This is a genomic window from Rhodococcus sp. KBW08 (genome assembly GCF_003852455.1).
GTDB lineage: Bacteria > Actinomycetota > Actinomycetes > Mycobacteriales > Mycobacteriaceae > Rhodococcus_F > Rhodococcus_F baikonurensis.
The window spans coordinates 77,726-103,166 of sequence record NZ_QAJJ01000021.1 but is presented as its reverse complement, the minus strand read 5'-3'; the positions used below and the strand labels follow the sequence as shown (position 1 = coordinate 103,166).

Sequence of the window (25,441 nt, the reverse complement as noted above, 5' to 3'; positions counted from 1 at the left end):
GTCAGTCATGTCCGCGACCTTTCGTTCATCGCCCATGGTGCAACGATGCGCTCGACGGCGAACGTCAGCAAGTACAGCGTGACACTGATCAACGCGGTCACCAGTACAGCCGCCAACACCAGATCGGTGCGGAAGGAGTTCTTCTGGGTGCTCATGTAGATACCCAAACCGGAAGTAGCGCCGACGTATTCGGAGAACACCGCGCCCACGACCGCATACGTGATGCCGATGCGCAGGGCGGTGAAGAATCGCGGAATCGCAGAAGGAAGGCGGACGTAGCGGAACTCCTGCCAACGAGTGCTGCCCATACTGCGCAGGAGAGCGCCCGCTTCCCGGTCGGCCGCGGCAAATCCCTCGATGAGTCCGATGGTCATGGGGAAGAACGTCGCAAGTGCGATCACCAACACCTTCGGCAGCAACCCGAAGCCGAACCAGATGATCATCAGTGGCGCGATGGCGATGATCGGCAGCGTCTGCGAGACGACGAAAAGTGGTACCAGCGCGCGTGACAACCACGGCGAAAAGTCCACGACCACAGCAAGAATCCAGGCCAACACCAATGAAACGGTGAAGCCGACCAACGTGACCTGCAATGTCGACCAGGCGTGGCCGGCGATGATCTCGCGGTTGTCCCAACCCTGGGAAACAACGCGACCCGGAGACGGGAGTACTTGCGGCCGAATCCCACTGATCTCGACGTAGATCTGCCATGCCGCCACGAGGACCACCACCACGGCGAGCGCGGGAAGCGCCCGCCGCGTGGTCGAGACCAATCGCCCGCTCACGTCAGGACGCGTCGAGATACTCATTGGTGAAGTACTCCGACCAGTCCGGCTTCTGGGTCAACGGCTTCCCGTCCGGTCCGGCGAGCAACCCGTTGTCGAAGAGGAATCCCGAGTAGCCCGACCAGGTTTCGAGATTCTGGGCGCCCACGACTCCGTTGGCGTCTTTCATGTAGTCGGCGGCGAGCATCCGCTGGCTCTCACGGACGAGGTCTTCGTCGGTGAATGCTCCGGGATTCGCGTCGATGAGGTCCTGCGCGGCCTGGTCCGGGTTGTCGGCAGCAGTCTGATAACCGCGTTGAACGGCCTTGACGAACTTGCGTGCCTCGTCGGGATGGTCCTTCAACCACTGCTGGTTGCCGTTGATCACGATCGAATACGCATCGGGGAAGCCGTAATCGGTGTACTGGAAGTACCGCATCGGAGTTCCGTTTCGCTCCGCTTCGAGGCCTTCCCAAGCAAAGTAGGAGACGGTGAAGTCTGCCTGGCCCGAGTACACGGCTTCGTACGCGGACGTTCCGAGCGTGACCGTCGTGAAGTTCCCGGTTCCGCCGTCGTTGCGGATGATCTGCTGCAGCGTCTCGACTTCACCCGGATCGCCGAACCCGGCGTACGTCTTTCCGTCGAGATCACGCGGACGCGTGATGTCCGCACGATCCGCCTTCACGCCGATGCCGGTGGCGCGGTGCTGAAGTGGCGCGATGACGGACGTCGTGGCGGCGCCGGCCGCACGGGCGAACGTGGCCTGACTCTGTGTGCTGATGCCGAACTCGGCGTTACCGGCGTCGACGAGGGTGTCGGGCGAGGTGTTGTTGTACGGCAGGATCGAGACGTCCAGACCGGCGTCCTCGAAGTAGCCCTCTTGGAGGGCAACGTACAAACCGGTGTGGTTCGTGTTCGGTGTCCAGTCGAGTGCGAACCGAATGGTCCCGTCGGAAGAGCCGGTGTCAGAGGCGCATCCGGTCAGAACCGTGAATGCGGCTGCGATCGCGGCAGACGTGGCAAGCGTGCGGCGTAGCGCCGCAAACGACATCACGACGCCGGCCAAGGCTGCTGGTGGAGTGCGGAATCCCAGAACATCAGCTCGTAGCGACTGGCGATGCGGAACGCTTCACTCATCGCCTCTCGCTCTGTCTCGGTGGCAGCTTCAGCCGCAGCATCGACCAGTACGCGAGCCTGCGCCACCGATTCGTGGAATTCGGGTGCGTCGTAGGTCGTGACCCACTGTGCGTACGGATGCGACGGATCGGCGTCGAGTACCTCGCGCGCTGAAGCGGCAAGATCGCGGCCGACCTCGGCGTAGATCCAGAAGCAGGGGAGTACTGCCGCTGCGGAGACCGGGTAAGGCGCCGTTGCCGCAGTCGCCGTCAGATACGAGACGTATCCCAGGCAGGCCTGCGAATGCTCCAGCCGCTGCGAACCGGGTGGAAGAATTCCACCGGTCAGCAAACCGTCGTGAAGCGCAGATTCCACCGTCGCTGCCGTGGACGCGGAATTCGACCAGAAGCCCGCGGCCTGCGGATCCGGGGCGTGGGCCGCGACCAGGGACAACGCTTTCGAATATCCCTCGAGATAGAGCTTGTCCTGCTCGATGTACGTGCGGAACGCGTCGAGAGGCAACGTTCCGTCGCCGAGGCGGCGGAGGAACTCGAGCGAGTCGATCGACTCGCGGAGGACCTTCGTCTCGGCCCAGAGTCGATCGGTGAACCGATCCGTCGACGGCGCTGTGGCCACCGAGTTTTCGGCAGAATTGTATGCAGGCTGCGTAGTAGCCATGACATCCCTTCGTCAGCATTACCTGATCAGGTTCCCGGGTGTGTTCTCAGCCCCGCCCATGCGGAGCACCCCGTGTCAGAACTAGGCGACCTTAACACCGAGGGATTGTGCACTCGGCGCACACCCGTCCGAGATTGGTAGGTTTGGTCTTGATTGCCACACGCGCGGGTCGGGAGGGGATTCAGACATGGAGACCGACGTTCGACCAAATCTCGGCGAGGGCGGAACACTGGTGATCCGTGCCAGAGGCGGAGAAGCCCGCGGGTATCCGGATGGCGGTGTGTTCGCGTGGAAGGGCATGCCCTACGCAGCAGCGCCGGTAGGTGCACGGAGGTTCCGCGCGCCGCAACCCGCTGACCCGTGGGACGGGGTGCGCGACTGTCGTGAATTCGGGCCGATCGCGCCGCAAGGTCAGAGTCCGGCGGTTCCGATCGATCGGGCGTTCAAGATCGACGAGGACTGCTTGTCGATCAACGTCTGGGCCCCGCGACCCGACGGCACGCCTCGACCGGTGATGGTGTGGATTCACGGCGGCGCCTACTGCCTCGGGTCTGCCGCCCAAACGATCTACGACGGCCGTCATTTGGCTGAAACCGGTGACGTCGTTCTAGTCTCCTTCAACTATCGCGTCGGCGCACTCGGATTCTTGGACCTGTCCGCGTTTTCCACCGGGGATACCGTTTTCGAATCGAACTGCGGTCTGCGAGATCAGATTGCGGCGCTCGAATGGGTTCGAGACAACATCGACGCCTTCGGTGGTGACCCGAGTGCGGTGACCGTGTTCGGTGAGTCTTCCGGCGCAGGATCCATCACGACGCTCATGACCTGTCCGAGCACCGAAGGTCTGTTCCATCGTGCGATTGCCCAGAGTCCTCCCGCGACCTCCGTCTACGGGGCCGAGCGCGCCAAGACCGTGGCAGAGCGGTTTCTCGAACTGCTCTCGATCGACCCTGAAGACGCAGGCGATCTGCTGACCACGGATCTCGAACTTCTCGTGAAGGCAAGCGATGACCTGGTCAACGAGATTCCGACACGGATTCCGGGAACTTTGGCAATGGCACCCGTAGTCGATCGCGATCTGGTGCCGCACTACCCGGTTGCGGCTTTCCAGAAGGGTTACGCGCACCGAATCCCACTGATCATCGGTTCCAACAAGGACGAGGCGTCGATCTTCAAGTTCATGAAGTCGCCACTGATGCCGGTGAGCGCGCAGTCCGTCGAGGCAATGCTCCAATTACTGGCGGACGATCACCCCGACATCTCCGCGACCAAACTTGCCGAGATCATGTCGGCCTACCCAGATCACGCGAAACCGAGTGGCGCGCTGGCGCTCTCACGGGACGCGGCGTTTCGCATGCCGACTCTGTGGATCGCCGACGCTCACTGCAGGCATTCCCCCACGTGGGTGTACCGCTTCGATCACGCGACGCCGATGCTCAAAGCCGCACGGATCGGCGCGGGTCACGCGACGGAATTACCTTATGTCTTCGGCAATTTCGGGACCCTGAACGTCGACCCCACATTCTGGCTGGGTGGGCGGAAGGCTGCGATGGAGGTGGCCGGCCGTATCCAACGGCGATGGCTGGCCTTCGCCAGGCATGCCGTGCCGGCAGCTCTCGACGGCTCGAAACATTGGGCGCCGTACGAGGAGGAGAAGCGGTCGACGCTGTTGATCGACTCTGCCGACACCCTCGTCAGCGACCCCGATCACGGACTGCGCGTCGCCTGGGGCAACGACGTGATGGGGTTCAACTGACGTCGGTCGAGTGCCGCGGACGATCCAGTTCGCGAAGCACCGGCAGGGAGGCACAGACCGCGGCGATCAGGATGATCGGAATCGACAGGGCCACAAAGGTCGACGCGATTCCGAGTTGATCGAGCAGAGGGCCGACCGCGAGGTAGCCGAGCGGGCCGGCGGCGTAGGCCGTCGACGTCATGACACCGACGACGCGTCCGCGCATGTGCTCCGGGCTGTGCGTCTGCATGGCGTAGTTGGCGATCGGGCCGACTGGTCCGTAGACGAGACCCTGTAGTCCGGCGAGTACGAGGATCACCCACAGCGGAGGTAGAAGCGCCATGGCCAGCATCGCTATGCCGAGGACGGCGACAGCAAAAATCATGATCAGGCGCCGGGACATGATCGGTGCCAGCGGGGCGTAGGCGAGAGAGCCGATGATGCCGCCGATCGCCAATGCCATCAATACCGATCCGAGTTGGGCCGGTTGGTCCAACTCCGTGAAGTACACCGGGAACACGACGCTCTCCACCGGCATGTAGAGCGCGACGACGGCCATGTCGATCAGCGCCAGAGTGCGCAGCAGTTTGTTGTTCCAGACGAACCGAAGACCGTCGAGTGTGCCGTGCCAGATCGATTTCGGCCGATGCTCGTGTTCGGGCACTCCGGCGCCGGGAAGCCGGATGAAGGCGACCACGACGATCGAGAACACAAAACCTGCCGCAGTCACCCAGAGCGTGTTCACCGCTCCGATCGTTGCGATCAGGACACCGCCGATGCCAGGGCCGATCAGATATGCGACGTTGAAATTGGCCTCGTACACGCTGTTGGTTCGATCGAGCTTCCACTTGGCGGTCCGCGTTGCTGCGGGCAGCATCGACTCCCTCGCCGCCATTCCGGCGGGGTCGAACACGGCGCCGAGTGCGGCCAACGCCGCGATCACCGGGATCGTCAAGCCCGCGGTGGCCGCGATGATCGGAATCGCTGCAACGGACATCGCAGAGAGAGCGTCGGAAATCATCGACGTTCGACGACGTCCGAATTTGTCGACGAAGGTCCCTGAGAACAGGCTCGACACGAGTAGTGGAACGGCTGCTGCGCCGGCAACTATTGCCGCGTCGGTAGCCCTGCCGGTTCGTTCGAGAACAAGCCAGGGGAGCACGACGATGGCGATACCGTTGCCGATCGCCGAAAACAGCGTCGCGAGATTGACCAGGACGAGAGGGAGATAGCTGGGGGTAGCTACGTCCGTGGACGCAGGTGGACGCCGATCTGCTGAGGCGACCACGTTCTTTCCTTCCCCGAGACGGTGCCGCCTGGGATTTCGACGACGGCACCATCGACGCTAGCAGCGGGGTCTGCAGGTCCGCGAGTGATTTTTCGCGGAGCGTCCTCGTTCGGTTATGCCTGGTAAACGGGGTTCTCGGCAACAAACTTCTCGACGTACGAGCACGTCGGAAGGATCTTCAATCCCTCGTTCCGGGTCTGATCGAGCGCCTCACGCACCACGATGGCTGCAAGCCCGCGCCCACGAAACTGCGGATAGGTCACCGTGTGGTGGAAATCACGGACGCCGGAATGGTCCGAGTACTCGGCAAAACCGGCGAGCTCGCCGTCGACGCGGATCTCGAAGCGCGTTTCCGCGGGATTGTGCGCCACTGTCTCGGTCATCTTCGGGCTCCGTTTCGAAAGGGCGGCCGGCTGCGGCGCGCCGCGTCTGCGTTCTGTGGAGTCACGCTACCTGGCAGGCCGTCCGCAATATCGGTTGCCGCCGTGACTTCCGTTACTTAGCGCAACTACAACTGGACGACCGTTCAAGGGACCTTCGTCGCTGCGCGTAACGAACAAAACTGGTCTGTACGTGCCGATTTGCCCGTACTTTTGTGCCCACGATGGGTGATACATATGCATCGCGATCGTAAACATCCCAATATGTGGGACTCGTCACAAAGTTTTTTGTCATCTGTTCGGATGGATTAAGTGGAGGGCCTGAAACGGGCAAATTGCAGGTCAGCGGGGCGCTGATTGCGTGCCGGCGTAGGGTGCGAGCGCCCGGAAACCCCAGGGGTATTGCCTTGGTCATCAGATCGTTTCTCGGACGTGATCCCAAAGACCCGCTTGGGGGGTTAGCGTTTGAATCGTCGGGGATAGAAGAAGCGTTACAACTTCGCCAAAAAACTTTGGCGCGGCTTCGCAACGGTTCGATTTCGAGTCTTCGTCGGACAACTTCGAGGAAGGAACGCACATGATTTTCGGGCAGCGTGAGTCGAACAGTTACTTTGCCGCAATTTTTTCGTACGACTTCCTTGACGAAGGTCTGGGATACGAGACCATCGCACGGATCCACCGGGGCGAGATCTGCGAGTGGATTCGCGACCTCGAGGCGTCCGGGTTGTTCTCGGCTGCGGAGGTCCATGCCGCTGAGCTGGCATGGCGCGAAAACCCACGCCTGCTCCTCGACGCCCTTCTCGAGGACGCCGACGAGGTCTCGGTCAAGCGCTGGGAGATTGCGTGGACGAGGCTCGAGCGTCAGTCGCCGGCAGCCGGAACCGCAGTGGCAGAGCACGGCTGATCCAGTCCGGCCGACGTGGACTGCTCAGTCTGCGTCACGATCAGCGTTCGACGACTATCGCCTCTTGATCGGTAAGCACGGTGAATTGCGCGCCCGCAGTGGTCAGCGCCGCAACCGTCCGCGCGGTCACCTGTGGATCTTCGAGTAGCGAATCGCCGCCGTGCGGCACTATCGCGAAGTCGACCAGCGCGAGCCCGGACCAGATCGGGTCGATACCGCACGTGGGCATGACTTCAGCGGGGTCGTCCGACGCGTCGAGCCCGATCAGAGTCGGAGTCGCCACGCACGCTCCCGCGCTGTATCCCGCATAGGCCACGACGCCTGAACGAACCAACATCTCGATGACCCGATCTGCGCCGCTTCGGGCTAACTGTGCACGCAGAACGAACGTATTTCCGCCGCGGACCCACAGGCAGTCGAATTCGCGAAGCCGGGCTTCGAGTGCTTCCGGTGCACCCGCGAAGTCGCGGACGTCCACTTCCTCTGCCGTGAAACCCGCTGCCCGTAGTGGGGTCAATTCGCTTGTCACTGCCGAACTGCGGGCATTGAGCGGCCACGAATCGGCAGCCGCAGCGATCACTGCGATGCGAGCGCCGCGGCCTACAAGATCGACAAAAGCCCCGCGGTGGTCGCCGAATCGGTAGGACGAGAGAAACAGTTTCACTTCTCAGTACCTTCGCGACCCTCGAACCCTTTGTGCCCTATCCACCCAACCCTCAAATCGTGAACGCCAGATTGTCGACGACGCGTGTGCCCACCGTGGTGTCACCGCGAAGCGAGATGTCGGTTCGGTGATCGGACGCGTGGACGCGTCCACCGGCAATTCGGGTGAAGAGTGGTGAGCTCATCGAGATTGTCGTGGTCGCCGGCCCGTCCAGCTCCGGGACGAGCGTTGCACGCGCATCAACCGAGACGTGAAGTGAACGGGCAAGTGGCCCTTCGAGTTCGAAAGTGATCCGTGCTCCCTCGGGCGCCTTTCCTCGTTTTCCGACGACGAAACCGAGCGCGCTGGTGATTTCGCCGAAGGCAGTCTCCGCGCGCAATCCGCCTTCCTCGCCCGGGATGCCGACAGCATCTCTGATGTCGAGTTCGTGCATCCAACAGTCGAAGGTCCGAATACGCATGAACCGGCCATAAGGCGCAAGACCGACCGGTGTCTGTGTCTCGGCGTCCCAGTCGGCGCCCGTCATCGAGCGAAGTGCCTCGGTTCGGCTGGCGGTGATATCACGGTAGTGCGCCAACAGGTCCGCGTGCGGTGTCCGCCTCAGGCCTTCGACCCAGCGCTCGTTGAACGCCGCAATCTCGTTGCGGACGTGAGGCAATGCGTGGACGTCGAGGTCGATCGACGGTGGTTCGATACCGGAGAGCAGCGATTCCGTACCGATCAGATGCGACACGATGTCGTGAACCGTCCACCCCGGAAGGTTCGACGGTGCCAACCACTGGTCACCGTCGAGTTCGGCAAGCAGCGCGTCGATGACTCGCCATTCCTCCGTCAACGCGTCGACTACTGCGTCCTGGGGCCAACCACTCATGCGGACATCTCCTGTTTCGGACGGTTCGGTTCTCCTCACTGTATGTCGCGCCGGATAAGTGAGCGGGCATTCCCAGGCCTCGAGTCGGTGTCGCCAAACCTCCGAGGGAAGCAGAGTTCCTGTGGTAGACCAGGATTGTCGACGCCGAAGCAGGCTCACCCGGCGTTGTCGTCACCGACAGAGGAGTCTTCGTGTTTCCAGGAAATTTCGTCCAGTCCACGCCGGACAAGCCCGCCGTCATTCGCCCCGCGACGGGTGAGTCCATCACCTATCGGGAACTCGACGAACGGTCGACGCAGTTGGCGCGATACTTCCGAAGTGTCGGTGCCAAGCCTGGAGACCACGTCGCTCTCATCTCGAACAACGATCTCCGCGCGTTCGAGGTGTACTGGGCCGCATTGAGATCCGGTCTCTACATCACTGCGGTGAACTGGCATCTCACGGCTGCGGAGGCCGCCTACATCGTCGACGACTGCGAGGCGACAATTCTGGTGGCGTCGGGGCAGGCGTCGGCAGCAGTTCCGTTGGACGAGAAGCTGATTCCACGTGTTCGCCATCGGCTGGTGTACGGCGGCGCTCTCGAGGGTTTCGACGACTACGAGGATGCGGTCGATGCTCAGTCCGCCGATCCGCTCGACTCGCAGCCACGCGGGGCTGACATGCTGTACTCGTCCGGAACCACCGGCAGACCCAAGGGAATCAAGGGAGATCTTCCGGAGGGTGAGGTGGACACCACCATGGATCCGTACACCGCGGTGTTCGCGCCGATGTACGGGTTCGATTCCGACACAGTCTATTTGTGCCCGGCTCCGGTCTATCACGCGGCGCCCCTGCGCTTTTGCGGCGTGATCAATTCGGTCGGCGGAACCGTGATCTTGATGGATGCATTCGAAGCCGAGACCGCGCTGGAGTTGATCGGTAAATACGCTGTGACGCACAGTCAGTGGGTACCGACGATGTTCGTTCGAATGTTGAAACTGCCGAAGGAGACCCGCGATCGTTACGACGTCTCGACGGTGAAAGTCGCCATTCACGCGGCCGCTCCCTGCCCGCCCGAAGTGAAGACGGCGATGATCGACTGGTGGGGTCCGGTGATCCACGAGTACTACGCCTCGACCGAGGGCTCGGGCGCCACTTTCATCAACAGCGAGCAGGCTTTGTCTCATCCGGGTTCCGTCGGTCGTGACGGTGTGATGGGGATCGTGCACATCTGTGCCGACGACGGGCGCGATCTTCCGGTCGGCGAGATCGGTACCGTGTTCTGGGAACGGGAGACTCTGCCGTTCCGCTACCACAACGATCCCGAGAAAACGGCCGCCGCGCAGCATCCGGATCATCCGACGTGGACGACGAGTGGTGATATCGGCTATATCGATTCGGAGCGCTTTCTTTATCTGACCGACCGCGCGGCATTCACTATTATCTCTGGTGGCGTCAATATCTATCCGCAGGAGTCCGAGAACATTCTTACCTTGCATCCGAAGGTGTTCGACGTGGCGGTCATCGGTGTTCCCGACGAGGAAATGGGCGAGCAGGTCAAGGCGGTTGTCCAACTAGCGGACGGGATCGAGCCGAGTGCTCATGTCGCCGAGGAATTGCTGGAATATGTCCGCAGCCAGGTTGCACATTTCAAAGCTCCGCGAAGCATCGACTTTGCCGACGAATTGCCTAGGACCGCGACAGGAAAACTCGTGAAGCACAAGTTGCGGTCTCAATATGTGAGCAATTGACCATCAGAGGAAATGCTAGGGCATCAGAGTAATTCTGCGAGATAGTCGGCAAGGACCTGCGCGTGGCTGTATGGCAGGTCCTTGCTTGCTGTCAGTAGAACAACGGGTCGAGCATCCGATGCCGGCGCGACGCGTACTGCAGGTTTTCGCGTTTGACGCCGCGTGGCCAGAGTCGGTCGACGAGGAGTCGGACGGCGTTACATTCGGAAGTAGGTTCGTAAACTCGCTCGACCCTGATGATTCTGCGCGTCATTTTGATGCCTTTACGTCTTTCGGACGTTTCAAATAGTGGAATAGCCCGCCATTCGAGTGTGATCGGCCTCACAGTAGGCTTCTCCAACTAAGTCCAAACATACTGTTCGGACTCGATTCAGATGGAGAAAGTGCGTCGTCGGTTTCCCTACGCCGCGGTAACTCTGGCTACTATCAGTCACCATTCACCCAAAAGCGGGTCATCTTCCGCTCATCACATGCTGGTTGCCGCTCGTCGCAGCAGGCGAACCACCAACCGCAGAAGGTAATGGAAAATGGAAACATCGAAGAGCGCACAAGTGCGTCCGTCGGTCGGCGTCCCTCGAGAATCGAGTGACGGTGAGCGTCGGGTCGCGTTGGTGCCGAAAATTGTGTCCGCTTTGATCGGCAAGGGTGTCGACGTTGTCGTCGAGTCCGGGGCCGGTCTGGGGGCGTTGATTCCCGACGAGCTGTACACCGCTGCGGGCGCGAAGATCGGCGATCCGTGGACTGCCGACGTGGTGGTCAAGGTAGCGCCTCCGTCGACAGAGGAAATCGCCCGCATCAGCACCGGCGCGAAGCTCATCGGTTTCTTGAACCCGCGTAACGCAGACAATCGCATTGCAGAGTTGAAGGCCGCCGGCATCGAGGGATATGCCGTGGAGGCGATTCCCCGTATCTCCCGTGCACAGGTGATGGACGCGTTGTCCTCGCAGGCGAACGTGTCCGGATACAAGGCTGTTCTGTTGGCGGCATCGGAGTCCACGCGGTTCTTCCCGATGCTCACCACCGCTGCAGGCACGGTGAAGCCTGCGACGGTTCTGGTGCTCGGGGTGGGTGTTGCAGGTCTGCAGGCGCTGGCGACAGCCAAGCGTCTCGGTGGCCGCGCTACCGGGTACGACGTGCGCCCTGAGGTCGCAGACCAGGTGCGCTCGGTGGGTGCACAGTGGCTCGACCTCGGAATCGACGCGGCGGGCGAGGGTGGATACGCCCGCGAGCTGACCGACGAGGAGCGCGCGAAGCAGCAGCAGGCACTCGAGGATGCGATCAAGGGCTTCGACGTCGTGATCACCACGGCTCTGGTTCCGGGTCGTCCCGCGCCGCGCCTGGTCACCGCCGCCGCGGTCGAAGGCATGAAGCCGGGCAGTGTCGTGGTCGACCTCGCGGGTGAAACCGGTGGTAACTGCGAGCTGACCGAGCCGGGTCAAACCGTCGTCAAGCACGGCGTGACCATTTGCTCTCCGCTGAATTTGCCGGCGTCGATGCCTGAGCATGCGTCCGAGTTGTACTCGAAGAACATTTCCGCGCTGATCGAACTGATGTTGGTGGAAGGTGCATTGGCGCCTGATTTCTCCGACGAGGTTCTGGCCGGTGCGTGCGTCACCCGTGAAGAGAAGGGCGCCTGATGTACACATCACTTCTGGCGAACATCGCGATCCTGGTGTTGTCCGGGTTCGTCGGTTTCGCTGTGATCTCCAAAGTTCCGAACACCCTGCACACCCCGTTGATGTCAGGCACGAACGCCATCCACGGCATCGTCGTCCTGGGTGCGTTGGTCGTCCTGGGCAAGGTGCACGATCCGTCGATCGGGTTGCAGATCATCTTGTTCGTCGCGCTCGTCTTCGGAACCGTGAACGTTGTCGGTGGGTTTGTGGTCACGGACCGCATGTTGGCGATGTTCAAGGCCAAGCCGGCCGCCAAGTCTGTGTCGAAGGATGGTGACCAGTAATGGAATACCTGGTCAATGCGCTCTACATTGTCGCGTTCTCGATGTTCATCTACGGCCTCATGGGTCTTACCGGCCCGAAGACCGCAGTCCGCGGCAACCAGATCGCCGCGGTCGGCATGCTCATCGCCGTCGTTGCAACGCTGATCTCCATTCGTGATGCGGAGATGGGTAACTGGATCCTCATTGCTGCGGGCCTGGTCATCGGTGTCGTGCTCGGTGTCCCGCCGGCGCTCCGCACCAAGATGACGGCCATGCCGCAGTTGGTCGCGCTCTTCAACGGCGTGGGTGGTGGCACCGTCGCGTTGATCGCGTACGCGGAATTCCTGGACTCGGACGGATTCACCGCATTCCAGCACGGCGAGTCGCCGACGGTGCACATCGTCATCGCTTCGCTCTTTGCTGCCGTGATCGGATCGATTTCCTTCTGGGGCAGCGTGATCGCGTTCCTGAAGCTGCAGGAAACTCTGCCTGGTCGTCCGATCGGAATCGGTAAGCTCCAGCAGCCGCTCAATGCGCTGCTGCTCATTGCCGCAGTCGCGTTCTCGGTGATCATCGGCATCAAGGCGATCTCGCCGGAAGGCCCGACCAGCTCACTGTGGATCGTCGGCGTCCTCGTGCTTTCGGGCATCCTCGGACTGATGGTCGTGCTGCCCATCGGCGGCGCGGACATGCCCGTCGTCATCTCGCTGCTCAACGCTCTGACCGGTTTGTCAGCTGCTGCTGCAGGTTTGGCGCTCAACAACCAGGCGATGATCGTCGCCGGCATGATCGTGGGTGCTTCGGGCACCATCTTGACCAACCTCATGGCCAAGGCCATGAACCGGTCCATCCCGGCCATCGTAGCCGGTGGCTTCGGTGGTGGCGGCGGCGAAGCTGCATCCTCCGACGGTGTCGTGCGCACGGCAAAGGCGACCTCGGCCGCCGACGCGGCTATCCAGATGGCCTACGCCAACCAGGTCATCGTCGTACCGGGATACGGACTTGCGGTCGCGCAGGCTCAGCACGCCGTCAAGGACATGGCGAAGTTGCTCGAGTCGAAGGGCGTCGAGGTCAAGTACGCCATCCACCCGGTCGCCGGTCGTATGCCCGGTCACATGAACGTTCTTCTCGCAGAAGCGGATGTCTCGTACGACGCGATGAAGGAAATGGACGACATCAACGACGAGTTCTCTCGTACCGATGTCACCTTGGTGATCGGCGCGAACGACGTCACCAACCCGGCGGCGCGCAACGATCCGAGCTCACCGATTCACGGAATGCCGATCCTCAACGTGGACCAGTCGAAGTCCGTCATCGTGCTCAAGCGTTCGATGAACTCCGGTTTCGCCGGTATCGAGAACCCGCTCTTCTTCGCCGAGGGCACCTCGATGCTCTTCGGTGACGCCAAGAAGTCGGTCTCCGAGGTTACCGAGGAACTCAAGGCGCTGTAGCGCTGGAACTCGGAAGGGGCGTCCACTCGCAACCGCGAGTGGGCGCCTTTCTCGTGTTCTCACGCTGCAACGACTTCGTGTGCTGCAACGGCGTGTGCTGAAACGACAAAGGCGCCTGGTCCGAGACGAAACTCGGAACAGGCGCCTCTGGCGACGTTTTACGGGACCTCGGGGGTTTCGGGGTCGGAAGAGAAGCCGGAAAGTAGTTCGATCAACTTCTGGATCAGTTCGAGCGGGTTCAGATCTTCGAGGCTCACGGTAAAGACTCCTTCGCTGTGGAACTACTTGATTCGGACATTTCAGAACATACGTCATGCCCCGCCGTCGCGGGAGAGCTATCGGCGAAAATCTCTGGATACCAAAGATTTAGGACTAAAGTCGGATGCTCCGGTGCCTGGAGAACGCGATGGCTGCCGTATCCGGGCGTAGCTCTTCACGTTTCGCGGCGATGGGCGATCGTGCCATCAAAATGGCTGCGGCACAGGCCCATACCAGAGCGATCAGAACGCCGGCTATCACTCCGAAAAGGCCGCTCAGCTCGGCGGCCAGTGCGCTGGCACCGATCGCAGCAACTCCGACGAATCCGAGACCGGCGACCACCGGACGCCACTGCGGGGCGGAGATCAAGATGGCCGAGCAGTACAGCGCGGTCGCCGCTGCCACGTGACCGCTGGGCAATAGGTCCTGGGGCACATCGGGGAGCCAGGAACCGAATGCCGCGTTGGTGAGATTAGCGCCCATTCCGAGGAGCAGGATCGCGCCGATGCCGTACGGCAGTCCGCGGACCATCGAGACGACGGCCAGAGCGGTAGTGGCTGCGAGTACAGCGGTGACGTCGAATCGGCCTACCGTCCACTCGGCAAGTGCGCGCACCTGTTCCGGGACGTTCACGCCAGGCGAGGTGGGTCGCAAAATATACAAGGCGCCCAGCGCGACGACGGCGATCGCAGCAAGGACGAGGAAGCGAGTGGTTGTGGAGGGAGTGGGGTGCTGGGTGGAGGTCGAGACGGTCACGAGTACCAGCATCCCTGGTGAGTCTGTGCCGATCGTGAGGATCAGCTGTGAGGTCTGTAGGCGGTCGGAGAATCGCGCCGAACGACACCCGCACAACCCGCTGCGACCAGGACGCATGCAAACGGGATCAACATTGCTGTGGTGAGAGGCACAAGCGTGGTGACCCAGCCGATGGTTGCCGGACCGGCGAGGAATCCGATGTATCCCATGCCGACGACGCGAGACATGTTGGTGCCGGCCGAACCTGAGCCCAGATTTCCCGCCGTGGTGAAGATCTGCGGAATGCATCCCGACAGGCCGGCGCCGAACAGCGCCCAACCGAGCAACGTCAGTGGTAGCCAGCCCGACACCACGACGGTCAGCATTCCGATGGACGAGAGCAACGCACCGTAGCGAACCACTGCCACCGGGCCGACTGCCGCGCTGATCCGATCCGCGGTGAATCGGCCGACGGTCATCATGGCGGAGAATGCACCGAACGACAGTGCAGCAACGGCATTCGAGACCCCCAGATCTTCCTTGACCTGCAGTGCGCTCCAGTCGTTTGCCACTCCCTCGGCCAGCATCAGAACAAAGGCGAGGGTTCCGAGGGCAAGTACGCGAGCCGAGAATCTGCCGTGTGTCTTTCCGGTAGTCGACGCGGTTTCGGCATGCACGTCGACGTGAGGGAGCAGGGGTCGCGAGCACAACCAGACCGCGAGCAAGCCGATTGCCGACGCGATGCTGAGCGTGACGTACGGCGGAAGATCCAGTGCGAGAGTGCCGAATCCGATGACGGACCCTAATACGCCGCCGACCGAGAACATGCCGTGAAAGGCCGCCATGATCGGGCGCCGGTACAACTGTTCGGCCTCGACAGCCTGCGAGTTCATCGACACGTCCAACGCGCCGTTCGCGAAGCCGAATACAACAAGTGCGGCGCCCAGTTGCCAGGTGTTCGTGGCAAATCCCGGGCCGAGAGTGGCGAATGCCAGCCCGCTACCCGCCAGGATGACCATGCGCCTGCTGCCATATCGATCGGCGAGCGGACCGCTCAATTGCATACCGGCAATGGCTCCGACAGCAAGAAGGAGAAGCAGTGAGCCGAGCGTCGAGTGACTGATTCCCACACGGTGTTCGATGGACGGAATGTGGACGACCCACATCGCGAGCAGAAATCCGTTGATGCCGAAGATGCCGAAGATGCCGGCCCGGGCGCGTACCAGGGCGGAGGTGGGGACTACTCGGTCGGTGGGGTTGACGCTCACTCGTTCCTTTTTACAGGTGAGACAGCAACAGGTCCGGGTCCGCGAGCATCTGTGCGACAAATGAGAGGAATCTCGCGGCCTGCTCACCATCGAGTATCCGGTGGTCGAACGTCAACGTCAGTGTCGCGACGCTCCGCGCTTCGATCTTGCGCTCGATTACCCAGGGACGCTCGCTCACTGCGCCCAGACAGAGGATGACGGCTTCTCCCGGATTGAGGAGCGGAACGCCCCCGTCGACGCCGAAGATTCCGACGTTGGTGATCGTGATGGTGCCACCGGTCAAGTGATGGACATCAGTCACTCCCGCGCGGGCAGCGACGGTCAGTTCGGTGACCGCGCGTGCGAGTTGGACCAGGCTCAAGGTCTCGGCGCTCTTGATGTTGGGCACGGACAGCCCATGTTCGGAGGCGACGGCGATGCCGAGATTCACGTGATCGTCGACGACGGCGTCGCCGCGGGTCTCGTCCCAATGCGCGTTCACCGTCGGGTGCGACGAGATCGCCGTAACCAAGGCCTTGGCCGCGAGAGTCAGCGGAGTGAGAGAAAGTCCGGTGAATGCGTCCGAGGGACGGAGCCTGCCGAGTAGTTCCATCGAAGGCGTGACATCGACGGTGAGGAAGACGCTGGCCTGCGGAGCGCGGACGCTGGCAACCATCGCCGACGCCATCTGTTTCCGTATGCCGGACGAGGCCAGGCGTGTCGCGTCATCCGAAGGCGCCTTCACGGCAAGCACGTCTGCGACGTCAGCGGCCGTGACGGCGCCGTCGAATCCGCTGCCGGTGATTTCGCTCAGGTCGATGCCGGCTTCGCGGGCCGCGCGCCGCGCCGAGGGTGTTGCGGGCCGACGCTCGATATTCGGCGCGGATAGTGAGTCCGGCGTGATCCTGCGCCGGCGCCGACTCGGTCTCTCGGCCGCGGGTCCGTACCCGACCAGCACACTCGGCGGCTGTGGATCATGTGAATCGTCCGAACCCTCGATACGGATGATCGGAGTACCGACCGGAACCGTGGTGCCAGGTTCGACGAGAAGCTCGCTGACAACGCCGACATACGGTGACGGCAGTTCGACAAGAGCTTTGGCTGTCTCGACCTGGGCGAGAACTTGATTGAGTGCCACGGTGTCACCGACCCTGACCGTCCACTCGACCAGGTCGGCAGACGTCAGGCCCTCGCCGAGATCCGGCAACCGGAATTCGTGCGTCGTACTCATGCTGCCAGCGTTCGGTCGAGCGCTGCGAGGATCCGATCGGCGTCCGGAAGGTGGAATTGCTCGAGCTTGGCAGGCGGATAGGGGATGTCGAATCCGGTGACCCGACGGATCGGTGACTCCAGCTGATAGAAGCAGTGTTCCGCGACGTGTGCTGCGATTTCGGCGCCGACGCCGAGAAACTTCGGCGCCTCGTGGACGACGACCAGCCGGCCTGTCTTGTTCACCGACGCCTCGATCGTGTCGAAGTCGACGGGGGAGAGCGAACGCAGATCCACCACCTCCAGATCGCGGCCTTCGTCTTCGGCAATCCGTGCGGCGTCGAGTGCGGTGGCGACCATGGATCCGTACGCGACCACTGTCGCGTCGTTTCCCGAGCGGGCGACACGGGCGCGGTGGAGCGGAAGCTCGGGCGCGGCATCGGTATTCACCTCGGCGGTATCCCAGTACCGCCGTTTGGGTTCGAGGAAGATCACCGGGTCGTCGGCGGCAATCGATTGCCGGATCATGTGAAAACCGTCGACCGGATTGCTCGGGTACACCACCCGCAGTCCTGCGGTGTGAGCGAAGTAGGCTTCCGGCGACTCCGAATGATGTTCCACGGCACCGATTCCGCCGCCACTGGGAATCCGAATCGTCAGTGGCGCTGTCACGGCTCCCCGGGTGCGGTAGTGGATCTTTGCCACCTGCGAGACGATCTGGTCGAAAGCCGGGTAGACGAAACCGTCGAACTGGATCTCGCAGACCGGCCGGTACCCGCGCAGAGCCAAGCCGAAAGCCGTTCCCACAATCCCTGATTCGGCGAGCGGCATGTCGATCACCCGGGTATCACCGAAATCTTTCTGCAGGGCGTCGGTAACCCGGAATACACCGCCGAGACGGCCGACGTCCTCTCCCATGATCACCACGCGACGATCGTCTTCGAGTGCGCGTCGCAGGCCGGTGTTGAGTGCGGTCACCAGATTCATGACGGTCATGACAGCGCCCCTTCCATGCTGCCGAGATACGCGCGATGCTCTTCACGTTCGGCGTCGATCAGTGGGTGTGCCTCGACGTAGACGTAATCGAAGAGCGCTGACGGGGGCGGATCGGCGAGCGCGATGGTTGCGCGTCGTAGTCCAGATGCGACGTCGTCGGCGGCCGCCGCGATGGTAGTGAGTTCTTTCTCACCGAGAAGGCCGCGTTGTTCCAGGAGCAGACGCACGCGCTCGAGCGGATCGCGGTTTCTCCACTCCGACATATCCGTATCGGCGCGGTACCTGCTCGGATCGTCGGACGTCGTGTGTGGGCCCATTCTGCAGGTGATCGCCTCGACGAACGTCGGGCCGCTGCCTTCCCGTGCGCGATTGAGTGCCCAGCGCGTGACTGCGAGCACGGCGAGTACGTCGTTGCCGTCGACGCGAATCGCCGGGATGCCGTAACCGATCGCCCGATGTGAGATGGGTGTGCGGGACTGCAGGGATACCGGTTCACTGATGGCCCACTGATTGTTCTGGCAGAAGAAGACAACGCCGGCACGGAAACTGGCAGCAAATCCCATCGCCTCGGCGATGTCGCCCTGACTCGAGGCGCCGTCACCGAAGTAGGCGATCGTCGCGATCTCGGCGCCGTCCAGATGTGCGCCCAATGCGTATCCGGTGGCGTGCAGCCCTTGAGAGCCGACGACGATCGCCGGATTGGTGACGTTGAATTGTTCTGGATCCCAACCGGAATGGGAGATTCCGCGCCACATCGTGGTCAGCAATTCGGGGGGAACTCCCCGGCAGTACTCGACGGCATGTTCGCGATAGCTGGTGAAGGCGAAGTCGTCGGAGGCAAGCGCTCTCGCGGAACCGACCTGCGCGGCCTCCTGGCCGAGCATCGGAGCCCACAAACCTATTTCGCCTTGACGCTGCAGGGCAACAGCTTCGGTGTCGATTCGGCGACTGACGACGAGATCGCGATACAACGACAGCAGTTCGTCAGGCCCGATGTCTGTTATCAGACGGTCGAATTCGGGCCGGCACACTCGTGCGCCGTTCGGTTGGATGAGTTGGACCGGATAATCGAGGTTGTCGATCATCTTCGCTCACCTCGGTTTCTGCTCATGCCCGGCGCGCCTCGTGAGTACGCCGCACAATCCCGATGTGTTGTATGCAGTTGTCGCTCTACCATCAGGATCCCCCTGATTGGGAAATCCGCAAGTATTTTCACTGCCGTATCAAGACCTGGACTGAGAACTGGCGAGTAACAAACGTGTCGGTACGCCCAACCGATCCGGTGTCAACCGCTAGCATCGGTGCGGTGACTGCAGTCGGTTTGAACGAAGAAGCTGTTTCCGCGTGGATCGCCGAACTGGGGGTCGGCGCCACGACACCACTGACTTTCGAGAGGATCGGTAACGGGCAATCGAATCTGACCTACTCCGTGACGGATGCGGGCGGAGGACGGTGGGTACTGCGCAGACCTCCGCTGGGCACGTTGTTGGCGTCGGCGCACGACGTCGTTCGTGAGCACCGCATTCTGTCCTCGCTCCAGGGAACCAAGGTTCCGGTTCCCAAAATCCTCGGTATCACGGAAGACCCGGAGATCACGGACGCTCCGCTGGTCCTGATGAGCTATATCGACGGCATTGTGATCGACGGCGTCCCGGTGGCTCAGAAGTTGACCGAGGACGAGCGTCGTGCGGTCGGACTGGCGATGCCCAAAACCCTCGCGAGCATCCACGGGGTCGACCTCGAAGAGACCGGCCTCGAGGATCTGGCCAGCCGAAAGCCCTTTGCTGAGCGTCAGCTCAAACGGTGGTCGGCGCAGTGGGAGAAGTCGAAGACCCGCGATGTTCCGGACGTCGACCGGTTGGCCGAGATTCTGCACCGAAACATTCCGGAACAGAACGAAGTGACCTTGGTTCACGGCGACTTCCACCTCAACAACGTCATCACCGATCCGGTCGAGGGTCGCATCGTTGCGGTCGTCGACTGGGAGTTGTGCACGTTGGGGGAGCCGCTCGCGGATCTCGGTGCACTGCTCGCGTACTGGCCGGAAGCCGGTGACAAAGTTGCCGGTCCGTTCATGGCGTCCACGCTGGAGGGCTTTCCGAACCGCGAGGAGCTGGTCGCGGCCTACGTCGAGGCGACGGGCCGCGACGTGTCAGCCGTCGGATACTGGCACGTACTCGCGCTGTGGAAGCTCTCGATCATCGCCGAGGGCGTGCTGCGACGCATCCTCGACGATCCGCGCAACAAGGCCGAGCACGGCGGCCCGACGGTCGCGCTGATCGACGGAATCGTTGCACGCGCCGTCTTGACGGCAGATCAGCTCGGTCTGAGCTAGTTTTCGGTCAAGGTCCCGGCTGCCGATCTGATGGCGGCCGGGATCTCCACCGGCTTACGGGTGTCGGCGTCGACGTAGACGTGGACGAAGCGTCCGGAGGCGGCGGGTTCCCAATTGCCATCGTCGACCTCGTGGAATATCGCCAGGGCGTAGACGATGCTCTTGGTGCCGAGTTTCTCGACGGAGATACCCACCTGCAACAGCTCGGGGAACGACAGTTCGCTCAGGTACCGGCACGACGTCTCGGCGACGACGCCGATGGCAGGCAGATTGCGGATGTCGGCTCCGGTGGAAGACATCAGCCAGGCGTTGACCGCGGTGTCGAAGTACGAGTAGTAGGTCACGTTGTTGACGTGGCCGTAGTGATCGTTGTCGTCCCACCGCGTCGGGACGGGCCAGAGGACGGGAAACTCGCTGATCGACGGGGGCGTTTGCGCTGTGCTCACGGCTTCGACTGTAGTGACGACTTCCGCGAGAGTGAGGGCAGGGTGGTGCCCTGCAGGACGGCACGCACGATCAGTCCCACCAACAGTGCCCAGAATGCCGAACCGATTCCCAGGATACCGACCCCGGATGCGGCGATCAGAAACGTGACCACGGCACCTTCACGTTCACTCGCCTCGCTCAGCGCCGATGTGAGGGCGCCGGCAAGAGTTGCCAGGAGCGCCAGTCCGGCAACAGTTTCCACGACTCCGGCTGGAGCGGCGGCTACCAGAGCGGCCACGGCGGCCGCGCCGGCAGCGAGAACGAGATAGGCCCAGCCTGCGGTGAAGGCAGCGATCCATCGACGTTTGGGATCCGGATGTGCGGTGGGGGCGGCGGCCAGGGCTGCGCTGATCGCCGCGAGGTTGATCGCATGGCCACCGGCCGGAGCGCCGACGATGGTGCCGATACCCGTCACGATCATCGACGGCCGCCAGGGAACGGTGTAGCCGAACGAATTCATCACGGCCACACCGGGAATGTTCTGCGAAGCCATCGTGACGATGTAGAGCGGAATCGCAATGCCGATCATCGCCTGCCAGGTCCACGACGGCGCGGTGAGATCGATGCGGGGAATCATGGCGCCGGCGTCGAGCACTCGATCCGACGTGACGAGGCTGATCCCGATCACGACCGCTGCGGTGAGGAACGCGAGCGGAACCGCCCATCGCTTGGAGAAGCGCTGCGCCGCAAGCCAAACCAGGATGACCGGCGCGACTGCTGCCGGTGCGTCCCGGACGGCGATGATCGGCGCCAGGCACAACGGCATCAGAACTCCGGCGAGCATCGCCTGCGCGAGGGGCGTCGGGATTGCCGAGATGATCCTTCCGAGCGTCGGCCACAGTCCGGTCAGCACGATCGCGATTCCGACGACGATGAATGCTCCGACCGCCGCCGGCCACCCACCCTCGACGGCTCCGGCGCCGGCGAGCAGAGCGGCACCGGGCGTCGACCAGGCCAGGGTGATCGGCATCCGGTACCGGCGTGAGAGCCAGAGCATTCCCAACGCTTGGGTCACACACAGAACCAGCAGTCCGGACGCCGCCTCGGTCGCGTCCGCGCCGACAGCGGCGAGGCCGGTGAGGACCACCGCGAACGAACTGGTGAAGCCGACGAGGGCCGTGACGATGCCTGCGCTCATCGGTTGCGAGTTGCTACGAACGGCTTCCGGTTCGGTGGTTTCTGTGGAGTCCGACATGGTCAGTGATTCTGCCCGACCCGCTCGGGGCGCGATTTACCTGTCCGGCCGGATGGGTGAGGTGACCGCTTTGCCGTAGATAAGGTGCGTTTGGGCGTGCCAGACTTCGGGATGCGCGGCGAGGTGGTCGATCAATACTCGCTGTAGATGCGCACTGTCGCGGACCGCGACGTGGAGGAAGAAGTCCTCGGGCCCCGAGACGTTGAAGAGCGCAAGGGTTTCCGGCAACGCGAGCGCGTCCGCTGTGAAGCGGTCGACGAGGTCGCGTCGGTGCGGTCGCAATTGCACGGCGATGATCGCCTGCATCGAGCGGCCCACCGCGGCCGGGTCGACAACCGCATGGATACCGCTGATCGTTCCGTTGGCACGCAGGCGTCGTACGCGCTCGTGGCACGAGGACGTCGCCAAGCCGACACGATCGGCTAACACCTTGTTGGTGATCGACGCGTCGTTCTGCAATTCGGCCAAAATCTTCCAGTCCACCGGATCCAGAGGCTCATTCTTCGTCATCTGCCGAACTATATCCGGAGTCGTTTTGAAGTTCCCGGATCCAGTTGCACACTCCTGGCATGAACATGTGTCTCGAATCAGCTCGGGTGTGAGGTATTTCGGATGAGTGTCGGTCAATGGCTTGCTTTCGGCTCCCTGCTATCCATCGTCCTGTTCACGCCGGGACCGGATTTTGTCCTGATCCTGCGTCATTCTCTGGCAGATCGACGGACCGGTGCGGTGGTGGCGGCCGGCGTGATTTCGGGGCTCTTCGTTCACACGGCGGCCGCGTCACTGGGCCTTTCCGCACTCGTCGCGACGCGTCCGCAGTTGCTCTCTGCGCTCACTTACGCCGGGGCGGCATATCTGACCTGGCTCGGCATCTCCGCGATCCGAAGTGCATTCAAGGCGCGAGCCTCGGACGAGGGACTTCCGGCAGCGAAAGAACCGATCGCGGTCACCACGGCGTTTCGTTACGGCTTCCTCTCGAACTTGCTGAACCCGAAGGCGTTGTTGTTCTTTCTCGGGCTACTCCCACAATTCATCGAGCCCGGTGAAGGAGCAGGGCTGCGCACACTGATGTTGGCGGGAGCGACGGTGGTCGCCGCGGCACTGTGGTGGGCGATCGTGGTGGTGATGGCGGCCGGAGCCGGCAAGAAGCTGCGTCGTCCTGGCGTCGGCAAGCGCATCGATGTCGTGACTGGAGTGTTGTTGGTGGGTCTCGGTGCCTTCTTCGGGGTTGCGTGAGAGGTCGTGTCAGGATGGGCTCATGACACTTCCCGTGCTGATCGACGTCCAAGAACTGTCCGCTCTCATCGAGGCCGGAGCCGCGCCGCGATTGCTCGATGTCCGGTGGGCGCTGGGTGATTCGAACGGCGAGCAGCATTTTCGCGACGGACACATTCCCGGTGCGGTATTCGTGAACCTCGACGACGAACTGGCTTCGACGCCGTCGACGGACAAGGGAAGGCACCCGCTGCCTGGACTCGAAGACCTGCAGGAGGCCGCGCGTCGTTGGGGAATCGACGACGGTGATTCGGTGGTGCTCTACGACGCCACCGGCAATACCGCCGCTGCCCGCGGTTGGTGGCTGCTGCGGTGGGCCGGACTCTCGGACGTACGACTCCTCGACGGCGGGTTGCAGGCCTGGGAGTCCGCGGGACTGCCGTTGGCGGCCGGTATCGGCGAGTCCGTCAGCCCGGGCAATGTGACTTTCACGGGAGGCAACATGCCGACCGTCGACATCGACGGCGTCGGCAACTGGACGAGCGAGGGCGGTGTCCTGCTCGACGCCCGGGCCGGGGAGCGGTACCGCGGCGAGGTCGAGCCGATGGATCCCGTCGCGGGTCACATTCCCGGTGCGGTGAGCGCACCGACCGCAGAGAACATCACCGGCGACGGTCGATTCCTGGATGCGGCCGCGTTGCGTGAGCGGTTCGCCGGCCTGGGCGTCGGGGACAGGGTGGCGGTGTACTGCGGATCCGGAGTGACTGCGGCGCACGAGATTGCCGCACTCGCGATCGCAGGGTACGACGCGACCCTGTTTCCGGGCTCGTGGTCGCAGTGGTCGAACGACGGCACTCGCGCTGTCGAAACCGGAGCCTGAGTCAGCCCTTGGCGCGATCGATGAATGACGGCACGAGAAACCACAGTGCTGTGAACATGATGGCGGCGCACGCAGCCAAGATCTTTGCGGCAACTCCGCCGACGGCGACCTCGGCAATCAGCAGGACCGTGCCGGTCATGGAGGCGGCGAGAAAAGCTATGCCGCACAGCGCGAATCGGTTGGCGATGGGCAAGATGTTCTCGCGGTGCCCACGGCGGAAGAGCATACGATGCCACACCGCGGGCGCCATCAGGAACCCGAAGGAGACGGCCACAAGTATCACCGTCACCAAGTGGATGCCGCGGATATACGTCGAGGCCTCCTCGTAGCGTTCGGTGAATGCCACGGCCAGCAAGAAGGCGAACAGGATCTGAACACCCGAGAGTGCAACGCGCAGTTCTTGCAACAACTCGTTGAAATTCCGCGCCAGCTGTTGAGGTGGAGTCTCCCCGGTCTCGTTCACGATGACGTGGTTCCTACGTCCGTGAGTATTCCGACGCTCGCTGGATCTGCTCCGCGCTCGGACGAACGCCGGTGTAGAGCACGAACTGCTCGGCTGCCTGAAGAGCGATGACCGACGCTCCCGTGATCGCCGTCTTCCCGAGTTCGGTCGCCAACGCGATCAGAGGAGTGTTCGCGGGCATCGCGACGACGTCGAAGACTACTTCCGCTGCGCGAACTGCTTCTTCGGGGAACGACAGTGCATCGGCTTCAGCACCGCCGGACATTCCGATCGGGGTCGCATTGATCAGCACACCGGGACGAAGCGGACCGAGTTCGGCCTGCCAGTCGAAGCCGTACTGCTCGGCGAGCGCCGACCCTACTTCCTGGTTGCGGGCGATTACGGTGACGTCGGTGAATCCGGTGTCGCGTACCGCGGCGACGACTGCTTTTGCCATGCCGCCGCTGCCGGCGACAGCGACGGACAGGCTCGTATCGACGTCGTTGTCACGCAGCAGATCGGCCACCGCCTGATAGTCGGTGTTGTAGGCGTGCAGCACTCCGGACTCGTTGACGATCGTGTTGACGGAGTCGATGGCGCTGGCCGAATCGTGCATGACGTCGATGTGCTCGATGACCTGTTCCTTGAACGGCATCGACACCCCACAGCCTCGAATCCCGAGTGCTCGTATGCCGCCGATCGCCGCGGGTACGTCTTCGGTCGTGAAGGCTTTGTAGACGAAGTTCAGGCCCAATTCCTCGTAGAGGTAATTGTGAAACCTGGTGCCGATGTTGCTCGGTCGCCCGGAGAGCGACATGCACAGGAGCGTGTCCTTGTTGAGGTCGACGGTCATCGTTCCCACTCTAATCGCGAGTTCGGAGTAGTTCTTGATGGAGGAGTGCACCCATCCGGACGTCCCGCAG

Annotated in this window: 27 protein-coding genes and 1 riboswitch; of the genes, 9 read left to right on the top strand and 18 right to left on the bottom strand. The window is 62.6% G+C overall.

Features of this window, described 5'->3' with window-relative positions:
• Positions 1-5 precede the first annotated feature (5 nt).
• From DBV08_RS27580 to DBV08_RS27570, 3 genes are all read right to left on the bottom strand, one after another.
• Positions 6-809 (bottom strand): ABC transporter permease, encoded by an 804-nt coding sequence (locus tag DBV08_RS27580; protein WP_124569510.1) that lies wholly within the window; start codon positions 807-809, stop codon positions 6-8.
• Entirely contained in the window at positions 787-1,815 is a 1,029-nt protein-coding gene (locus DBV08_RS27575) for an ABC transporter substrate-binding protein (RefSeq protein ID WP_095971618.1), read from the bottom strand. Before DBV08_RS27575 ends, DBV08_RS27580 begins: the two co-directional genes overlap by 23 nt.
• Positions 1,815-2,558: a TenA family protein gene (locus tag DBV08_RS27570; RefSeq protein WP_124569509.1), complete on the bottom strand. Its 744-nt coding sequence runs from the start codon at positions 2,556-2,558 to the stop codon at positions 1,815-1,817. The genes DBV08_RS27575 and DBV08_RS27570 overlap by 1 nt, the downstream gene beginning before the upstream one ends.
• Positions 2,546-2,641, bottom strand: a riboswitch (TPP riboswitch). Its footprint overlaps the gene before it by 13 nt.
• A gap of 104 nt (positions 2,642-2,745) precedes the next feature.
• Here DBV08_RS27570 and DBV08_RS27565 point away from each other — a divergent pair.
• Entirely contained in the window at positions 2,746-4,314 is a 1,569-nt protein-coding gene (locus DBV08_RS27565; RefSeq protein ID WP_124569508.1) for a carboxylesterase/lipase family protein, read from the top strand.
• Here DBV08_RS27565 and DBV08_RS27560 read toward each other — a convergent pair.
• Entirely contained in the window at positions 4,307-5,509 is a 1,203-nt protein-coding gene (locus tag DBV08_RS27560) for an MFS transporter (protein ID WP_172436617.1), read from the bottom strand. The two genes, DBV08_RS27565 and DBV08_RS27560, sit on opposite strands and share 8 nt — an antisense overlap.
• A 185-nt stretch (positions 5,510-5,694) precedes the next feature.
• Complete coding sequence (locus tag DBV08_RS27555) at positions 5,695-5,964, bottom strand: GNAT family N-acetyltransferase (RefSeq protein WP_007726096.1); 270 nt, start codon at positions 5,962-5,964, stop codon at positions 5,695-5,697.
• A gap of 574 nt (positions 5,965-6,538) precedes the next feature.
• On the opposite strand from DBV08_RS27555, the gene DBV08_RS27550 reads away from it, so the two are divergent.
• Positions 6,539-6,865 carry a hypothetical protein gene (locus DBV08_RS27550; protein WP_003941297.1) on the top strand — a complete coding sequence of 109 codons (327 nt, stop codon included), beginning with the start codon at positions 6,539-6,541 and terminating at the stop codon, positions 6,863-6,865.
• 40 nt (positions 6,866-6,905) lie between these two features.
• Here the strand turns inward: DBV08_RS27550 and DBV08_RS27545 are convergent, their stop codons facing one another.
• Both DBV08_RS27545 and DBV08_RS27540 read right to left on the bottom strand, forming a co-directional pair.
• Positions 6,906-7,529, bottom strand: coding sequence for a Type 1 glutamine amidotransferase-like domain-containing protein (locus DBV08_RS27545; RefSeq protein WP_124569507.1), 624 nt, complete (start codon positions 7,527-7,529; stop codon positions 6,906-6,908).
• Positions 7,530-7,581: 52 nt separating this feature from the next.
• Positions 7,582-8,400, bottom strand: a complete 819-nt coding sequence (locus tag DBV08_RS27540) for a maleylpyruvate isomerase family mycothiol-dependent enzyme (protein ID WP_095971536.1) — start codon at positions 8,398-8,400, stop codon at positions 7,582-7,584.
• Positions 8,401-8,591: 191 nt separating this feature from the next.
• On the opposite strand from DBV08_RS27540, the gene DBV08_RS27535 reads away from it, so the two are divergent.
• A complete protein-coding gene (locus DBV08_RS27535) occupies positions 8,592-10,130 on the top strand; it encodes an AMP-binding protein (protein WP_124569506.1) in 1,539 nt (512 codons plus the stop codon).
• Between the two features lie 91 nt (positions 10,131-10,221).
• Here DBV08_RS27535 and DBV08_RS27530 read toward each other — a convergent pair whose 3' ends face one another.
• Positions 10,222-10,383, bottom strand: coding sequence for a DUF488 family protein (locus DBV08_RS27530; protein WP_235169793.1), 162 nt, complete (start codon positions 10,381-10,383; stop codon positions 10,222-10,224).
• Between the two features lie 274 nt (positions 10,384-10,657).
• Between DBV08_RS27530 and DBV08_RS27525 the strand changes: the two genes are divergently transcribed.
• The 3 genes from DBV08_RS27525 to DBV08_RS27515 are packed head-to-tail and all read left to right on the top strand — an operon-like array spanning position 10,658 to position 13,520.
• A complete protein-coding gene (locus tag DBV08_RS27525; RefSeq protein WP_095971538.1) occupies positions 10,658-11,767 on the top strand; it encodes a Re/Si-specific NAD(P)(+) transhydrogenase subunit alpha in 1,110 nt (369 codons plus the stop codon).
• A complete protein-coding gene (locus tag DBV08_RS27520; RefSeq protein WP_003941319.1) occupies positions 11,767-12,090 on the top strand; it encodes an NAD(P) transhydrogenase subunit alpha in 324 nt (107 codons plus the stop codon). The genes DBV08_RS27525 and DBV08_RS27520 overlap by 1 nt, the downstream gene beginning before the upstream one ends.
• Entirely contained in the window at positions 12,090-13,520 is a 1,431-nt protein-coding gene (locus DBV08_RS27515; protein WP_003941368.1) for an NAD(P)(+) transhydrogenase (Re/Si-specific) subunit beta, read from the top strand. The genes DBV08_RS27520 and DBV08_RS27515 overlap by 1 nt, the downstream gene beginning before the upstream one ends.
• A gap of 372 nt (positions 13,521-13,892) precedes the next feature.
• Here the strand turns inward: DBV08_RS27515 and DBV08_RS27510 are convergent, their stop codons facing one another.
• Genes DBV08_RS27510 through pdhA form a run of 5 tightly spaced genes read right to left on the bottom strand, consistent with a single transcriptional unit; the run spans position 13,893 to position 19,050 of the window.
• Complete coding sequence (locus DBV08_RS27510) at positions 13,893-14,546, bottom strand: hypothetical protein (RefSeq protein ID WP_095971539.1); 654 nt, start codon at positions 14,544-14,546, stop codon at positions 13,893-13,895.
• Between the two features lie 29 nt (positions 14,547-14,575).
• A complete protein-coding gene (locus DBV08_RS27505; RefSeq protein WP_124569505.1) occupies positions 14,576-15,781 on the bottom strand; it encodes an MFS transporter in 1,206 nt (401 codons plus the stop codon).
• 10 nt (positions 15,782-15,791) lie between these two features.
• Complete coding sequence (locus tag DBV08_RS27500; RefSeq protein WP_124569504.1) at positions 15,792-16,991, bottom strand: dihydrolipoamide acetyltransferase family protein; 1,200 nt, start codon at positions 16,989-16,991, stop codon at positions 15,792-15,794.
• Positions 16,988-17,965, bottom strand: a complete 978-nt coding sequence (locus tag DBV08_RS27495; protein ID WP_124569503.1) for an alpha-ketoacid dehydrogenase subunit beta — start codon at positions 17,963-17,965, stop codon at positions 16,988-16,990. The genes DBV08_RS27500 and DBV08_RS27495 overlap by 4 nt, the downstream gene beginning before the upstream one ends.
• Positions 17,962-19,050, bottom strand: a complete 1,089-nt coding sequence (gene pdhA / locus DBV08_RS27490) for a pyruvate dehydrogenase (acetyl-transferring) E1 component subunit alpha (RefSeq protein ID WP_124569502.1) — start codon at positions 19,048-19,050, stop codon at positions 17,962-17,964. Before pdhA ends, DBV08_RS27495 begins: the two co-directional genes overlap by 4 nt.
• Positions 19,051-19,271: 221 nt before the next feature.
• Here pdhA and DBV08_RS27485 point away from each other — a divergent pair, with 221 nt between their 5' ends.
• Entirely contained in the window at positions 19,272-20,300 is a 1,029-nt protein-coding gene (locus DBV08_RS27485) for a phosphotransferase family protein (protein ID WP_095971619.1), read from the top strand.
• On the opposite strand, the gene DBV08_RS27480 is transcribed toward DBV08_RS27485, so the two are convergent.
• From DBV08_RS27480 to DBV08_RS27470, 3 genes are read right to left on the bottom strand one after another with little or no spacing between them, the layout of a single operon-like run.
• Positions 20,297-20,746, bottom strand: a complete 450-nt coding sequence (locus DBV08_RS27480; protein WP_124569501.1) for a thioesterase family protein — start codon at positions 20,744-20,746, stop codon at positions 20,297-20,299. The two genes, DBV08_RS27485 and DBV08_RS27480, sit on opposite strands and share 4 nt — an antisense overlap.
• Positions 20,743-21,981: a benzoate/H(+) symporter BenE family transporter gene (locus tag DBV08_RS27475; protein ID WP_124569500.1), complete on the bottom strand. Its 1,239-nt coding sequence runs from the start codon at positions 21,979-21,981 to the stop codon at positions 20,743-20,745. Before DBV08_RS27475 ends, DBV08_RS27480 begins: the two co-directional genes overlap by 4 nt.
• A gap of 36 nt (positions 21,982-22,017) precedes the next feature.
• Positions 22,018-22,491 (bottom strand): Lrp/AsnC family transcriptional regulator, encoded by a 474-nt coding sequence (locus DBV08_RS27470; RefSeq protein WP_003941284.1) that lies wholly within the window; start codon positions 22,489-22,491, stop codon positions 22,018-22,020.
• Between the two features lie 102 nt (positions 22,492-22,593).
• Here DBV08_RS27470 and DBV08_RS27465 point away from each other — a divergent pair, with 102 nt between their 5' ends.
• Both DBV08_RS27465 and DBV08_RS27460 read left to right on the top strand, forming a co-directional pair.
• A complete protein-coding gene (locus DBV08_RS27465; RefSeq protein WP_095971546.1) occupies positions 22,594-23,217 on the top strand; it encodes a LysE family translocator in 624 nt (207 codons plus the stop codon).
• A 22-nt stretch (positions 23,218-23,239) separates the two neighbouring features.
• A complete protein-coding gene (locus DBV08_RS27460; protein ID WP_124569499.1) occupies positions 23,240-24,076 on the top strand; it encodes a sulfurtransferase in 837 nt (278 codons plus the stop codon).
• Position 24,077: 1 nt separating this feature from the next.
• On the opposite strand, the gene DBV08_RS27455 is transcribed toward DBV08_RS27460, so the two are convergent.
• On the bottom strand, positions 24,078-24,539 hold the full coding sequence (locus tag DBV08_RS27455) for a DUF6328 family protein (RefSeq protein WP_095971548.1): 462 nt from the start codon (positions 24,537-24,539) through the stop codon (positions 24,078-24,080).
• Between the two features lie 13 nt (positions 24,540-24,552).
• Complete coding sequence (locus DBV08_RS27450) at positions 24,553-25,371, bottom strand: shikimate 5-dehydrogenase (RefSeq protein WP_124569498.1); 819 nt, start codon at positions 25,369-25,371, stop codon at positions 24,553-24,555.
• Between the last annotated feature and the right edge of the window lie 70 nt (positions 25,372-25,441).